Below are 13,526 nucleotides of genomic sequence, written 5' to 3'. Positions count from 1 at the left end.
CGCCGGCCGGTCAGCGCCGCGGCTGGCCGCGGCGCAGGATCGAGCGCGCCGCCTCGTCCAGGTGCAGCGGGCGGCGCAGCAGGTAGCAGCCCGCGACGTACCCGGCGGCACCGACTGCGGCGGCCGCCAGCTCGGACAGCCCGTGGCCCGCCGCCAGCCGCGCGAGCAGCGGCACCGCGCCGAAGCAGACGCCGGTCAGCGCCGCCGCCGCCAGTGAGCCCCGGCTGAACGGGTGCAGGCCCAGCTTCAGCCGCAGCTGCAGCAGCGGGATGACGTTGCGGGTCAGCAGCGCGGCGGCGCTGCCGAGCGCCGCCCCCATGATCCCGATGTGCGGGATGAGCAGCACACTGACGCAGACGTTCACGCCGAGCGCGAGCACGATGTTCCCGAGGTTCCAGGTGGTCTTGCCCGCCATCATCAGGACGACCTCGACCATGCCCGTGCCTGCGCGGAGCACCATCGCGGCCGCCAGCACCACGATCACCGAAGCACCGCTGTGGTAGCCGTTCCCGAACATCCGCAGCAGCTGCTCGGCGAACAGCGCCGAAAGCAGGAACAGCGGCCAGTTCGTCAGGATCAGCCAGCTCGTGGCGGTCTGGTAGAGGGTGTTGGCCGAGCGCCGGTCATCGTGCGCGAGCACCTCCGACAGGTGCGGCTGGACCGCCTGCGAGATGGCCCGGTTGGCGAGCTGCCCGACGACGCGCAGCCGGGACGCCGCGGTGTAGATCGCCGCGTCGCGCGCGCCGAGCATCGACGCGACCAGCAGGATGTCCATGCGCTGCAGCAGGATCTGGGTGATGGCCGCGAGGCCGCGCGGTAGTGCGTAGCGCCAGAACCGGCGGCCGAGGTCGGGCGGGATATCCGGGGCGGCGTCGCCTTCCGGTGCGGTGCGGCGGACCAGCGCGAGCATCGCCAGCACGGCCAGCACGGCGGCGGGCACGTACGGCCCGACCCATGCGACGGCGACGAGCCCGGATGCCCCGGCGACCGCCACCGCGCCGACCGCGGCGAGCTGCGTCACCGGGCGGCCGATGTTCTCCACCAGCACCGACGGCCGCATGCGCCGGAACCCCTGAGTCGCCGCCAGCGCCCCGCCCGACAGGTTCATCACCGGTAGGAACACCGCCAGCACGCGCAGGTAGGTCGCGCCGTCCCCAGGGTCGCCGCGGACCATCGCATCGGCCACCCACGGCGCCGCCGTGAAGAGCGCGATGCCGAGCACCGCGGAGAACAGCACCATCGGCCGCAGCGCCAGCCGGACGAGCGGACCGATCCGCTCGAAGCGGCCGCGCGAGCGGAACCGGGCGATGAAGTAAACCAGGCTCGTCTGGGTACCGAGTTCGGAGATCGCGCCGAACAGCAGGAACACGGAGGTCGCGACGAAGAAGACGCCGGCCTCGTCCTGGGAGAACGCGTTGGTGATGACGGCGACGACGGCGAGCTGGGTCAGCGCCGAGATCGCCGCGCCCACGATGCTCAGGGCGCCGCCGCGGGCGAGGGCGCCGACGTCGGACCCCATCGATCCCGAGCCGGCGCCGCCTCTCGCCGCGGGCTCGGCCGCGCCGGTCGCGGGTGCGCTCATCGGCGCCAGGACGGGGTGCGGCCGAGCCACTCCGCGAGCCGCTCGTCGTACGGGCGGAAGTACTCGTCGAGGCGCTCGTTCAGCGCGTCCGGGAGCGGCGAGCGGCTGCGCGCGTTGTGCCGCTCGAACACCGGAGAGCCGAGAGGCGGGACGTCCAGGAAGTCCAGGATGCCCTTGTACACGGGCTCAGGCTCGGTGAAGAACTCGTGGCTGTCCACGACGAGGAGGCGGTCGCGGCCCACGAGCCCCTCCAGCCGTTCGATCTGCTCGACGTAGCGTCCCCGCGCGAGGTAGGCGTTGTGCTGGTAGGCGCGGCTCGTCGCGGACGGGTCGGCCGCGAGGCGCTCGGCCTCGCCCGCCAGCCGCTGCTCCTCCAGCTCCACCGCCCGCTCGAACGGCTCGGTCTCGAAGCCGCGCCCCATCTCGTGGGAGTGCGCCGAGTACGCCCGCTCCACCGGGTCGCGCACCAGCATCAGCAGCTTCACGCCGGGCAGGTCGGCGGCGATCCGCGCGCCCGCCAGCGGGTGGAACCCGTAGTACGGCGACGACTCGAACGCCAGCGGTTCCACTCCATACCGGTGTTCGACGCGCGCGGCCGTCGCGCGCAGCGGGAAGTGCGCCTGGTACCAGGCGAGCCCGTTGCCGTAGCCGGTGTCGAAGTAGTGGACGCCCTTGTGCCACAGGGCCTTGAGCAGCGCCGGGTGCTGGCTGAGCGTCCGGTACATCGACGTCGTGCCGCAGCGCTGCCCGCCGACGATGAGGAACCCGGGCAGGATGCGGGCACGGTGGGTGGCCTTGCCCGCGGTGACGGCGGCGGCCTGGGCCAGCCGCTTGTGCCTGGGGGGACGCGCCGCCTGGTGCTTGTCAGCCATTCGTTTCCTTCGTTTCTTGCGCGCCCTCGGCGAGGGCGGGGAGGAGCCACGCGCCGACGTCGCCGAGGCGGGCGCCCGCCTCGGCCTGCCGGTCGGCGAGGTAGCGTGCGGCGAGTTCGGCGAGGTACAGCCGCGCGACGAGCCGGGCGTGCGCGGCCTCGGCGGCGAACGGGGCCAGCGCGCCGGCCGCGCCGCGCACGCAGTCGGCCGCCGCCCGCGCCGGGTCGGCCGCCGGGTCGGAGACCGCCCGCTGGAGGAGGTGGTGCAGCGCGTCGAAACCCACGGGGACGCCGGTGGCGAACCGCTCCCAGTCCCACACCAGCAGGCCGCCGTCCGAGCCGCCGGTGTTCCACGGCGTGAAGTCGCCGTGCCACGAACCGAAGACGATCTCGGCGTCGCCGTGCCGTTCGCCGATCGCCGCGAGTGCCGCGCGCAGCCGGTCCGCCGCCCCGCCCGGTAGCGCGGCGGCGCGGTCGCGAAGCGCCGCCCAGTAGGGGGAGGCCGCCAGTCGGAGCCGCCGTGTCCCGGCCGCCGCGGCGATCTCCCGCAGCGCATCGGCCAGCAGCTGCGATGTGACGGGACGGCCCGGCTCCCACGTCGGCAGCGGGGTCAGCGCCAGTACGTCCAGGCCTCGCCACGAACCGTGGTGCAGCACCTCCGGCGCGCGCACCACGGCACCCGCCGTCCGCGGCAGCCGCGCCAGCGCCGCCGCCTCGGCCCGCACGAGCCGCCCCGTGAGCTCGTCCACCCCCACCTTGACGAAGGCGATCGGCGGTCCGTCCGATCCGGGGGACAGCGCCTGCAGGACAGGCTTGTCGTTGGCGCGGCCGGCGGGCCGCGCGTACAGCGCGGCGCACACCGGACGCCCGAGGGCCGCGGTCAGGTACGTCTCCACGGTCTCGGCCCCGTCCGGGACTTCCACGCGCACGCCTCGGCGCAGCACCGCGTGCCCGAGCCCGCCGCGCAGCGACCAGATCAGCCCGGCCGTCACCAGCCGCGCGGCGCGCGATTCGACCCGGCCGTAGGCGCGCAGCGCCGCGACGGCGGCCGCCCGGTCGGCGGGCAGCAGGATCCTGGGCCGACGGGCGCCGGGTGCGAGGAGGCGGTCACCGGAGCCGAAGGTGACGCGTGCGGGTTCGGGCCAGAGCAGCCGGGTCGTTTCACTCAGCGCCGTCAGCCGGTCCGCCGTGTCGCTCACGCTGTCCCTCCCGAATCCTGATGGCCGCGCCGTTCATCCGCGCGGCCTGACGTGTCTTCGTCTCCAGCAGCCGGCGTCTGCGGGCGGCGGCACGCGTCCTACCGCGTGCCCGCAGGGCGCGCTCGGCGACCGGTTCGAGGCGCGGCGGGCTCAGGTCCATGCCGTTGCGCCACATGACCGCAAAGGACAGCAGGTAGAGGGGCATAGGGGTGTAGAGCCCGTCGTAGATCGTCATGTAGAAGAGCACGAGCAGCATCGTCAGGACGCCGCCCGTCGCGATCGGGGAGGTATCCCGCCAGTACCGCCGCATCGCGTTCAGGAAGAACAGGATGTACAGGCCCGCCCCCACGAAACCCTGCGAGATCAGCAGCAGCCACAGCTGGCCGTCGGAGCCGAGCGGAGGGTGCTTGCACTCCGGGCACGCCTCCGTTTTGCCGGTGACGACCGTCTTGTCGCTCCCGACGGCGTACCGAGTGTTGCCGTAGCCGATGATGGGGGAGGTGAGCGTCGCCTCGATCGTCTTGGCGCGCGTGTAGGCGCGGATGCCGTTGCTCTGCGGGTTGTCGAGTCTGGTCTCGACCTGGGCGTACAGCGGCGACATCGCGAACAGGGCGCCGCCGAGCACCAGCCCGGTGGCCGCCACGCCGAGCGCCATGACCCGGCCGCGCAGCGCCAGCCGGACGAGGACGTAGACGATGCTGATCCCGATCCCGACCCACAGGCCGCGGTTCAGCCCGTAGACCACCGGGACCAAGGAGAGCGCGAGGATCGCCGCGCCCAGCATCCGGCGCTTGCGCGAGGCGTACACCCACCAGCCGAGGACGAACCAGATCAGCAGGATCGAGTAGTTGTTCCCCCAGGTGTTGGCCCACTCGAAGGGGGCTTCGGGGCGGATCGCCTTGACCGAGCCGACCCAGGTGATCTGCGCCGCGGTGGGATCGATGATGTTCTGCACGAACGGGTTGCCGCTTATCCGCCCGGGCAGCAGCATCCCGAGCAGCGGCGGGACCTGGAAGTCCGGGTACACGACGCCGAGCAGCCCGCCGAGCGTGGTGGTGACGAACAGTGCCCCGAGCATCCGCAGGAGCGCGAGCCGCGGCAGCTCCCGCTCGCTGAGGTTCCCGACATACAGCACGATGACCGCGGACGCGAGGTAGATGGCCAGCCGCACCACGACCGAGACGATCCGACCGAAATCGAGATCGCCGTATGCGCCCGCCGGGTTCTCGTCCAGCATGGTGAGGCTGACCAGGTACCAGACCAGGAACAGCACCCATAGCCCGAAGCCGGGCGGGAGCCGCAGCGGGCGGCGGTTGAGCAGGATGAGCGCCATCGGCACCGCGCAGATGACAAAGCTGAACACGCCGAGGCCGACGATCCACCAGATGGGGAAGCCGACGAGCAGCGCGATCAGCGGCCACGTCGTGTGCGGCAGGTCGCGCAGGCGTGCCGGGAGCGGTTCGTCGGCCCGTGACGGGGGGACGGGACCGCTCAGCGCGCAACTCGTGGAGGAAAGGGAGGGCAACGGCATCGACTCGGATCGCGGCGGAACGGTTCAGGGACGGTCGGATTGGTCTTCCGGGTCGGAGTGCAAACCGTAGCGGGGTATCACCGACGTCGTGTCCGGCTCATCGCCATTGGTCTTTGTGTGGTGCTCGGTGTCCGAGTCAGTGGTGGACTTGGCGGGCCCGCCCGGCCGTGCGGCGCGGCGGCTCGTCCTACCCGCACCGGTGTTGGCGCGGTGGCCCGTGTTCCGGCCCGTCTCCCGGCCGGCGCCGGAACCCGGGGCGGAGCCCGTCTCCCGGTTCGTGCCGGGCTCCGCGTCGAAGTCGAGCACCGGTGGGGTGACCGGTTTGAGATCGACGATGGTGCGGTCCGCAGGTCCGGTTCCGAAGGCCTCGAGGTCCACGCCGCCGGACTTGGCCGAGCCGGCCGCCGCGCCAGGGGCCTTCCCGGGCCGCGCGGCGCGGCGCGGCTGCGGGTGGGCGGTGTCGGAGTGCGGCTGGGCCGGGACGACGAGCATGCCGAGCACCGTGACGCTCATCCTGTCGAGCGCGCGCACCGACTCCTCGACGTCCTTGCGCCTGACCTGGGGGACCTCCACGACGACCAGCGCGGTGTCGGCGGCCTCGGCGATGGCCTGCGCGTCGGCGCTGGCGCTGGTCGACGGTGCGTCGATCACGACGTAGTCGGTGTTGGAGCGGAGCTGGTCCACGATATGGACCATCTGCCGCGTCTGAAGCTGCTCGTAGGCGAGGTCGGTGTCGATGCCGGGCGGGACGACCCACAGCCGCTTCTGCACGGGCGAGCGGACCATCGCCTCGCGGAGCGGGCGCGCCCCGAGCAGGACCTCGGCGAGCCCAGGGCTCGCCGGGGCCTCCGTCAGCCGCGCCGACTCCCGGGAGTGCAGGTCGGCGCAGACGAGCACCACGCGGGACTGGGTGCGGGCGAGCGCCGCGGCCAGGTTCGCGGCCGACAGGCCCGCGCCGGGCCCGTCGGTGGCGCTCGTCACCAGGATCACGTGGTTGCCGTGCCCGAGGACGGCATTGAGCTGGTGGCTCAGCTCGTGCACTTCCTGCCCGTTGCGGCTGCGGGCGGGCAGCAGCCCGAGCCGGTCGCCCTTGCCGGCCGGGTGGAGCTCCAGCAGAACGGGCATGTCGAGCATCCGCTCCACGTCCGCCGCTCTGCGCAGGCGGGTGTCAAGGCGGTCGCGGGTGGCGGCGACGCCGAACCCGGCCAGTAGCCCCGCCATGAGGCCGCCGGTGAGGAACAGCGGCACGTTCGGGCCGCTGGGCTGCGTGGGTGTGGAGGCGTTGCTGATGATGCGGCCGGGGTTGATGGTCGTGGTGCTGAGGGAGTTCACGCGGCCGGTCAGCGCAGTGATCTGGCGGCTGATGACCTGCTGCTGGCTGCGGGCGTAGGTGCGGTTGGCGCCGCTGTACTGCGGGATCCGGTCCAGCAGGATCTTGTTCTTGTTGCTGAGATCCTCGATCTTCTTGCTGATGATGTTGATCTGGTCCGTCAGGTTCGCCTGCGCGGACGCCGTGCGCTGGTTCAGGTACGCCTGCGCGAAGAGGTTCGCGCCGTTCGCGGCGCCACGGGGGTTGTCGTCGGTGTAAGCGATGGTCAGGACGCCCGAGTTCGGGGGGACTGAGACCGTGACGTGCGACAGCAGGTGGTTCTCGGTGTCGTCGTACTTGAGCAGGCGCTTGGCCTCTTTGGCGACCTCGAGCGACTTGGCGACCTGGGCCTCGGTGTCGAGGTTGACGTCCGTCTTGCTCTTGGACGCCGCGGGGGCGGAGTCGTCGAACCCGGTGGGCGCCACGAGGACTTGGGCCTCGGCGGTGTAGGTTTTGGCCACCGTGAACGTGTACGCGGCGACGCCGGCGAAGATGAGCGAGGCGCAGCACACGATGATCCCCCAACGCCGCCGTATCAACCCCGTGTAGTCGACGAACTCTTTGGCGGGTGCTGGACTAGACGACACTTCAGTCCCTTCGCGGTCACCGCCCCCGACGCCGCGCGGACCGCCGGGCTGCCAGAGCTGGCGGCCGGAAGTCGCCGGGTGAGATGGGGGCGTGGCGTCGCGGTCACTATAGCGAGCGACGACGTGATTCAGACAATCTCCGTGCCGGTGGGCATCAGTGGTGGAACCGGTGCACGGGGACCGGAGACCGTCGCGCCGTGCCGTTCGCGTACGGGGTGCGGCCTGGTGGTCGAGCCGACCCACCGCTATGCTACCGCAGGCTCCCCCCATAAGTATCAGTCGGGTAACTCTCGTCCCATGACGCCGTACCCCGCGACACGATGGGCGCATTGGTCAATACTTCTGATTTCTGAGGATTCCCCGCCGAGGAGGCATAAGTGTCGCGTCTGCGTCGTGATACGGCGGTCGTGGCGACGGTATTGGCTGGGATCGGTCTAGTGACCATCCCGCAGTTCGCCGGAGACCACCAGGTCGCGGCAGTTGCCAGTGCCGCGCAAACCGCCGGGAAGATGCCCAGTGAGATTCCCTACGGCGGAACCCCGAACATCGAGCCGAACCAGGGCGGCTGGGCCGGCGTGGTCTATGCGATGGCCAAGGTCGGCGACAAGATCATCGTCGGCGGGAAGTTCAAGTCGGTCAAGCAGGGCACGACGACATACCCCGTGACGAACCTGCTGGCGATCGACGTGCGGAACAAGCACCTCGACACCAGCTTCCGGCCGCAGCTCGACGGCGTGGTCGAGGCGCTCGAGCCCGCGCCGGACGGCAAGTCGGTGTTCGTCGGCGGCAAGTTCAACACGGTCAACGGCAATGCCAGGCCCAAGCTCGCCCGGATCGACGTGAGCACCGGCCAGGAGGTCGCCAACGGCACCTGGAGGACGCCGGGGGTCCGCCACGGCGCCGTCTACGACATCGAGCTGGCGCACGGGCGCCTCTACATCGCCGGGCAGTTCACCAAGATCGCGGGCATCAAGCGCAAGGGTTTCGCGGCGCTCAGCCCGACGACGGGCGGGTTGTCGACCAAGTACGGCACCGTCCCGTTCACCGGTGTGCACAACGGCGGCATCACGCGCGTCCGGCGGATCGCCGCCACCCCGGACGGCGAGAAGATGTACGCGATCGGGAACTTCCGCACGGCCGGCGGTGAGGAGCGGCGGCAGTTCGCCCGGCTCAACCTCGGCGACTCCTCCGACTCGCTCGACACGACCTGGAAGACCAGCGGGTTCGCCACCACGTGCAACACCGTCTTCAACAGCTACGTGCGCGACATGGCGATGTCGCCGGACGGCAAGTTCGTCGTGGTCGGCACGACCGGCGGCCCGTACGGCACGTCCCAGCTCTGCGACAGCGTCACCCGCTGGGACAACGACACCACCGGCTCGGACGTGCGGCCGGCATGGGTGAACTGGACGGGCGGCGACACGATCGACTCGGTCACCGTCTCCGCATCGGCCGTGTTCGCCGGGGGGCACCCCCGCTGGTCCAACAACCCCTACGGCAGGGACAGCGCCGGTCCCGGCGCGGTGACCCGGCCCGGCCTGGCCGCCCTCGACCCGCGCAACGGCGTCCCGCTCTCCTGGAACCCGGGCCGCGACCCCCGCGGCGACGGCGCGTGGTCGCTGCTGGTGACCTCCGAGGGCCTGTGGGTGGGCAGCGACACCAACTACTTCCTGCCGCCGTCGTCGCACAAGTTCCGCGGGAAGATCGGCTTCTTCCCGTTCGAGGGCGGGAAGACACTGCCCGCGGACGCGACCGGGCAGCTCCCGGGCAAGGTCTACGTCGCCGCGCCGGGGACGCTCGTGCAGCGCAACGAGCTCCTCTCGCGCACGTTCGACGGCACGACGGCCGGCGACGCGGTCACCGAGTCGGTCTCGGGCGGCATGGACTGGTCGGACGTGCGGGGCACGATGCTGATCGACGGCGCCCTCTGGTACGCCAAGTCCGACGGCAAGCTGTACAAGCGCACGTTCGATGGCACGTCCGTCGGCGCCGAGCAGCTCGCCAACCCCTACGCCGACGCGGAATGGGATGCCGATGAGCCGCGCTGGAAGGGCAACGAGCCGCAGTTCTACAGCTCGACGTCGGGTGGCCGGACGCTCGGGATGTTCTTCGACAACGGCCGGATGTACTACACCAGGTCCGGGAGTTCGGCGCTGTACTACCGCTACTTCACACCGGAAAGCGGAGTCCTCGGCGCCATTGAGTACACCGCGGCGTCCTCTGGCTGGACAAATGTCCGAGGGATGTTTGTTTCTGGTGATAAGCTTTACTACGTCGCCAGCGACGGCAAGCTGAACACGGTGAAGTTCGTCGACGGCGCCCCGAGCGGAAGTTCCACCGTGATCAGTACAGCAGACTGGCGGGGCGGCGGTCTTTTCGTCGGCTGACCTGAGCGCGGCAGTGATCCAGGGCCGGGCGTCCCCCGAATACGGGGGACGCCTGGCCTTCGCGTTCGACGGGGGGAGTCTGTTTTCTGATGGCCATGACAAGGATGGGGCGTTGGGCGCTCGGCGCGGGTGCGGGCGCGGTCGTCCTGGCCGCGGGCGTCGGGATCGGTGTCTCCATCGGCGGTGACTCCGCCGAAGATCCCGGCTGCGCGGTCTCCGACCGGCTGGTCCCCGAGTGCGGCCGGTGGTGGGGCGTCGCGCCGGGCGTCTTCATGAACAAGTCGACGGAGAAGGCCCTCGCCGACTTCGAGGACAAGACCCGCCACCCCGCCGACGCCGTGCACCTGTACCATCGGGACGGGGAGATCTTCCCGACCGACCGCGAGATCGCGATGGCGCGCGAGGGCGGCCGCCGCCGGCTGCTGTTCCTCAACTGGAAGCCCGAGATGGGGAGGACCTGGGCGCAGGTCGCCGCCGGAGACCCGGTGGTCGACGAGCACATCGACGACATCGCCCGCCGCATCCGCGCCGCCCATCCGCACCGGTTCTTCCTCGCCGTCCACCATGAGCCCGAGGAGGAGGTCCGGCCGTCGCGCGGGTCGGGGTACACCGCCGGCGACTACCGCGCCATGGTCCGGCACGTGATCAAGCGGCTGCGGGCCGGAGGCGCGGACAACGCGGTGACCGTGATGGCCTACATGGGGGTCCCTAACTGGGGGTCGCAGCCCTGGTTCAACGACCTCTATCCGGGCGACGACGTGATCGACTGGGTGGCCGCCGACCTGTACGCGGACAAGTGGGTGAGCGATTTTGCGACATTGGTCAACAAGACGCGCCCGGATTATCCGAAATGGCCGGGATTTTATACGTGGGCGTCGGTGCGATTCCCGACGAAGCCGCTCATGCTCGCCGAGTGGGGCACTGTGAACCGCAAGAACGATCCCGATTTCAGCCGGCGCTTCTTCGCGTCCGTCCCGCGCCAGCTTCCCGACTATCCGCGGCTGAAGGGTCTCCTGTATTTCGAGTCGCCGAAGACGCCCGTGGGGGACACGAGGTGGAACACCACGGGCGCCTCGGCGCATGCATTTCGGCAGGTCGCCAAAATGCCGGACTTCAATCGTCTGACGCCGCCCTGACCGGCTCGCGCTCGCCGTGCCCGGACGGCTCCCGGTCCGCGTTCTCGGCGAGCAGCGACCGGCCTGCGAACATGGCCACGGCCAGCAGCGCGTAGCCGTAGATCCAGCCGCCGTACACGTCGGTGATCCAGTGCATGCTGAGGTACCAGCGCGTGTACCCCTCCAGGAACGCGAAGGCGGCGAGCATGCCCCACACGAGGGCGCGCACCCGCGGACCCGCCCGCAGGTAGCACAGCGTCATCAGCACGATCGTGCCGTAGATCGAGATCAGCCGGGCGCATCCGCCCGACGGGTAGGTCCCCAACGTCGTCGGCGGATGGCCGCGGTCGACCAGTGCGCCGAGCGCGGTCTGCTGGAAGCGCTCCACCAGGATGACCGTGCCGATCAGCAGCATCGGCACCCACGGGCGGCGGCGCGTCCGGATGGCGACGAGCGTGAGGACGAGCGCCCCGGCCAACCCGACGTACCGGGTCGGCCACACGTTCCCCGACTGGGTGATGACCTCCATCGCGTCCGTCCACGCGCCGGACCGGGCGGTGCGCTGCGCGAGGTTGAACATCGGGACGTCATGAGCCGAGAGGAGCCGCTGGCACAGCTCGCCGAGAAGCAGGGATGCCGCGGTCACCAGGAACGCGCCCGCGCCGAGGAAGGCGACGAAGGAGCCGATCGGGCCGAGGGTTTCGTCGAGCTGCGTACGGGCGTCGCGCAGCCGCACGGCCGCTGCCGTCTGGGTGCCCCACGGACGGCTCGCCCAGGCGTACCCGATGACGAACGCCAGGACCACGCCCAGGGCGCATAAGGCGATGAGCGCGGCCATCAGACGGTCGGCGGAAGGTCGTCGCCAGTAGTGGGACCACCGGAGGCGGGGCCGGCGGGTCGCGGGGCGTCCGGGGGCACGGTGCCCGGTGCGGGCGGCGCCTGCGCGGCGGCATCGGGGCCACCCGTGCCGTCCCGGCCCGGCGTGCCGGGGGGGCCGCCCGGTTGGCCGGCGCCGGGCGCGGGCCCGCCCGCCGCGGCCGCGGCCGGCCGCCGCCTGCGGCGGAGCAGGAACACCGCGCCGCCGGCGGCCGCGGCCACGGCCGCCGTGCCGCCGGCGATCAGGCCGACCGGGGCGCCGCCCTCCTCGCCGATCGGCCCCGACGCGCTGCCGGGCTTGTCCGTGACCTCCTCGCCGAGCTCGGGCATGGGCGTGGCCATGGGGCTCTCCGTCCCGATGTCCGGCCCCGGGCCGGGCTTGCCGGGCTTCGCGCCGCCCGCGTTGCGTGCGAACAGCGAGAGTTCGTTGATCAGGCTCCCGCCGCCGTTCTTCTTCGCGCCCGCCCACGCCTTCGCGGTCGTGCGCGGCGGGACGCTCCACGAGTAGGCCCGCAGCTTCCCGCCGACCACGACGGCGTAGGTGCCCTTGCGCTTGACCTCATCGTGGATGTCCACGATCAGCCGGTTGTAGGCGGTGGCCCGGTCGGGGATCGTCCCGGCTGGGAAGATCGCGATGTACACCGGGAGGTCGGCGCTCTCCAATGGGCTGCGCAGCTTGTCGAGCTGGACGTCACTGAGGTCCTGGACGCCGGGGGCGATGTAGAGCCCGCCGTTCTCGGCGAGGCTCACGACCACGTCCTCGAGATCGATGCCGCTAGGCGCCGCGGCGACGGCGCCGGGGGCGCCCAGCGGCGTAAGTAGAGCCGCCGCCGCAATCGCGATCGCGACGCGGCGGACCGGCAGGGCTTGCACGGACGGCCTCCTGATGGGGATGAACAGCGCTGATGGGGCGATTCTACGGATTTGCCGTCCGTGCGATCGCCGATTCGTGCCATTGCCCGGCCGGACGGGCGCCCGCGATCGGAAATCGACCGCCCTCAGCGGACGGCGGGTGATTGCGATCGCGGCGGCCCGGTGGGTCCGGTGGCCGGGGCGGGGGTGCGGCGTCGCAGGTAGAGCCGGGCGGCGACCGTGGCGGTGACCAGGGCGAGGAGGGTCCATCCCATTGGGACGGCGCCCATGCCGAACATCTTCAGCGAGGACGCGACCAGGACCAGGATCAGGAAGCGGCGGATGAGGGTGCTCGGGGCGCGTGCGGAGATCTTCGAGCCGAGGTAGACGCCGGGGATGGAGCCGGCGAGCAGGGCGGTGGTGACCTCCATCCGGAAGTCGCCGAAGAGCAGGTGGCCGATGGCGGCCGCGAAGACCAGCGGGACGGCCTGGAGGAGGTCGGTGCCGACGAGTTGGTTGGCCTTGAGCGCCGGGTAGAGGGCGAGCAGCGCGACGATGATCAGGGAGCCGGAGCCGACCGAGGTGATGCCGACGACGAGCCCGCCGACCAGGCCGACCAGCAGGGTCGGCAGTGGGCGGACCTCGATCTCGGGGGCCTCCCCCTTCTCGTCGGGGGCTTCGCCCCGCCGCCGGTGGGACATGTAGGCGCGCAGCACGAGCCCGCCCGCCGCGACCATCAGCGCGACGCCCATCGCGATGCTGATGACGTCCTCGACCGAGCCGCCGCGGCCCAGGGCCTTGGCGAGCAGGACGCCGGAGAACGCGGCGGGCACGGACCCGGCGCAGAGCCAGCCGACCAGCCGCATGTCGATGGTGCCCTGGCGGTAGTGCACCGCGCTGCCGACGGGCTTCATGACCGCGGCGGCCACCAGGTCGCTGGACACGGCTGCAAGCGGGCTGACGCCGAAGAACGTCACGAGCATCGGCGTCATCAGGGCGCCGCCGCCCATACCGGTCAGCCCGACGATGATGGCGACGAGGAACGAGCCCAGCGCCATCGCCCAATCGAAGTCCATCGGCATGACCTACCAGATATGTAGGAAAACTCGCGTATACCCTAAAGCACCTGACCCGGGTGTCGTAACCCGGGCTCGGAG

Annotated in this window: 10 protein-coding genes; 2 read left to right on the top strand and 8 right to left on the bottom strand. The window is 71.4% G+C overall.

Annotated features, from left to right (window positions below; translation table 11 throughout):
• Window positions 1-10: 10 nt before the first annotated feature.
• Genes ACGFIS_RS05315 through ACGFIS_RS05295 form a run of 5 tightly spaced genes read right to left on the bottom strand, consistent with a single transcriptional unit; the run spans window position 11 to window position 7,139 of the window.
• A complete protein-coding gene (locus ACGFIS_RS05315) occupies window positions 11-1,582 on the bottom strand; it encodes an oligosaccharide flippase family protein (protein WP_392900168.1) in 1,572 nt (523 codons plus the stop codon).
• Complete coding sequence (locus ACGFIS_RS05310) at window positions 1,579-2,454, bottom strand: sulfotransferase domain-containing protein (protein ID WP_392900171.1); 876 nt, start codon at window positions 2,452-2,454, stop codon at window positions 1,579-1,581. The genes ACGFIS_RS05315 and ACGFIS_RS05310 overlap by 4 nt, the downstream gene beginning before the upstream one ends.
• On the bottom strand, window positions 2,447-3,652 hold the full coding sequence (locus tag ACGFIS_RS05305) for a hypothetical protein (protein ID WP_392900174.1): 1,206 nt from the start codon (window positions 3,650-3,652) through the stop codon (window positions 2,447-2,449). The genes ACGFIS_RS05310 and ACGFIS_RS05305 overlap by 8 nt, the downstream gene beginning before the upstream one ends.
• Window positions 3,615-5,183 carry an O-antigen ligase family protein gene (locus tag ACGFIS_RS05300; protein WP_392969668.1) on the bottom strand — a complete coding sequence of 523 codons (1,569 nt, stop codon included), beginning with the start codon at window positions 5,181-5,183 and terminating at the stop codon, window positions 3,615-3,617. Before ACGFIS_RS05300 ends, ACGFIS_RS05305 begins: the two co-directional genes overlap by 38 nt.
• Window positions 5,184-5,207: 24 nt before the next feature.
• Window positions 5,208-7,139, bottom strand: a complete 1,932-nt coding sequence (locus tag ACGFIS_RS05295; RefSeq protein ID WP_392900180.1) for a Wzz/FepE/Etk N-terminal domain-containing protein — start codon at window positions 7,137-7,139, stop codon at window positions 5,208-5,210.
• Window positions 7,140-7,576: 437 nt separating this feature from the next.
• On the opposite strand from ACGFIS_RS05295, the gene ACGFIS_RS05290 reads away from it, so the two are divergent.
• Both ACGFIS_RS05290 and ACGFIS_RS05285 read left to right on the top strand, forming a co-directional pair.
• Entirely contained in the window at window positions 7,577-9,526 is a 1,950-nt protein-coding gene (locus ACGFIS_RS05290) for a hypothetical protein (RefSeq protein ID WP_392969665.1), read from the top strand.
• A gap of 89 nt (window positions 9,527-9,615) precedes the next feature.
• Complete coding sequence (locus ACGFIS_RS05285; protein WP_392900185.1) at window positions 9,616-10,662, top strand: hypothetical protein; 1,047 nt, start codon at window positions 9,616-9,618, stop codon at window positions 10,660-10,662.
• Here ACGFIS_RS05285 and ACGFIS_RS05280 read toward each other — a convergent pair.
• The 3 genes from ACGFIS_RS05280 to ACGFIS_RS05270 all read right to left on the bottom strand — a co-directional run bounded on the left by ACGFIS_RS05280 (window position 10,640) and on the right by ACGFIS_RS05270 (window position 13,445).
• Window positions 10,640-11,479 (bottom strand): phosphatase PAP2 family protein, encoded by an 840-nt coding sequence (locus ACGFIS_RS05280; protein WP_392900188.1) that lies wholly within the window; start codon window positions 11,477-11,479, stop codon window positions 10,640-10,642. The genes ACGFIS_RS05285 and ACGFIS_RS05280 overlap by 23 nt on opposite strands.
• Entirely contained in the window at window positions 11,479-12,390 is a 912-nt protein-coding gene (locus ACGFIS_RS05275) for a hypothetical protein (protein ID WP_392900191.1), read from the bottom strand. Before ACGFIS_RS05275 ends, ACGFIS_RS05280 begins: the two co-directional genes overlap by 1 nt.
• A gap of 125 nt (window positions 12,391-12,515) precedes the next feature.
• A complete protein-coding gene (locus ACGFIS_RS05270) occupies window positions 12,516-13,445 on the bottom strand; it encodes a sulfite exporter TauE/SafE family protein (protein WP_392900194.1) in 930 nt (309 codons plus the stop codon).
• Window positions 13,446-13,526: the final 81 nt, after the last annotated feature.

The sequence above is a fragment of the Spirillospora sp. NPDC048824 genome, from assembly GCF_043198455.1.
Lineage (GTDB): Bacteria > Actinomycetota > Actinomycetes > Streptosporangiales > Streptosporangiaceae > Spirillospora.
The sequence above is the reverse complement of the archived record's forward strand: the minus strand, read 5'-3'. Positions and strand labels throughout refer to the sequence as shown.